Origin of the sequence: Acinetobacter sp. GWC1_38_13 (assembly GCF_001767535.1) — a bacterium.
Classification (GTDB): domain Bacteria; phylum Pseudomonadota; class Gammaproteobacteria; order Pseudomonadales; family Moraxellaceae; genus Acinetobacter; species Acinetobacter junii.
Genome location: NZ_MELG01000051.1, coordinates 1 through 458, shown reverse-complemented (window position 1 = coordinate 458; position 458 = coordinate 1). Strand labels below are relative to the sequence as shown.

General features: G+C 36.7%; 1 pseudogene. It reads left to right on the top strand.

Annotated features, from left to right (window positions below):
• Positions 1 to 345 (top strand): annotated as a pseudogene (locus A2003_RS05320) (putrescine/spermidine ABC transporter); the annotation flags it as partial.
• Positions 346 to 458: the final 113 nt, after the last annotated feature.

The window sequence follows — 458 nt, the reverse complement described above, 5'->3', positions numbered from 1 at the left end:
ATCGTAGGTGCAGTCGCGCTATGTGCTGGATTTATGAACCTTGATACCGTTATTTCATTGATCAGCTTTGGTGCTTTAACTGCATTCACGTTTGTCAATTTATCGGTTATTTCTCGTTATGCATTACGTGATGGACGAACTAAAAGTCTTAAAGATATTTTAAACTTCGTTGTGATTCCTTTAATGGGATTCATCAGTATCTTTGCATTGTGGTTAGAAATTGAAGATACCTCACTAAAATATGGCTTGTGGTGGGCTATGTTTGGTGTGTTATACCTTGGTTATAAAACTAAAGGCTTCAAATATTCTGCACCTCAGCATAATGAGTTTGATGATAAACTTTAATCAACATCATAAAAAAGGCGCTTCATGCCACTGCTGTCCCACAAATATCACAAGAAGAACCTCAATTGAGGTTCTTCTTGTTTTCGCCATTTTTTATCAGGCACAAAGAGTGA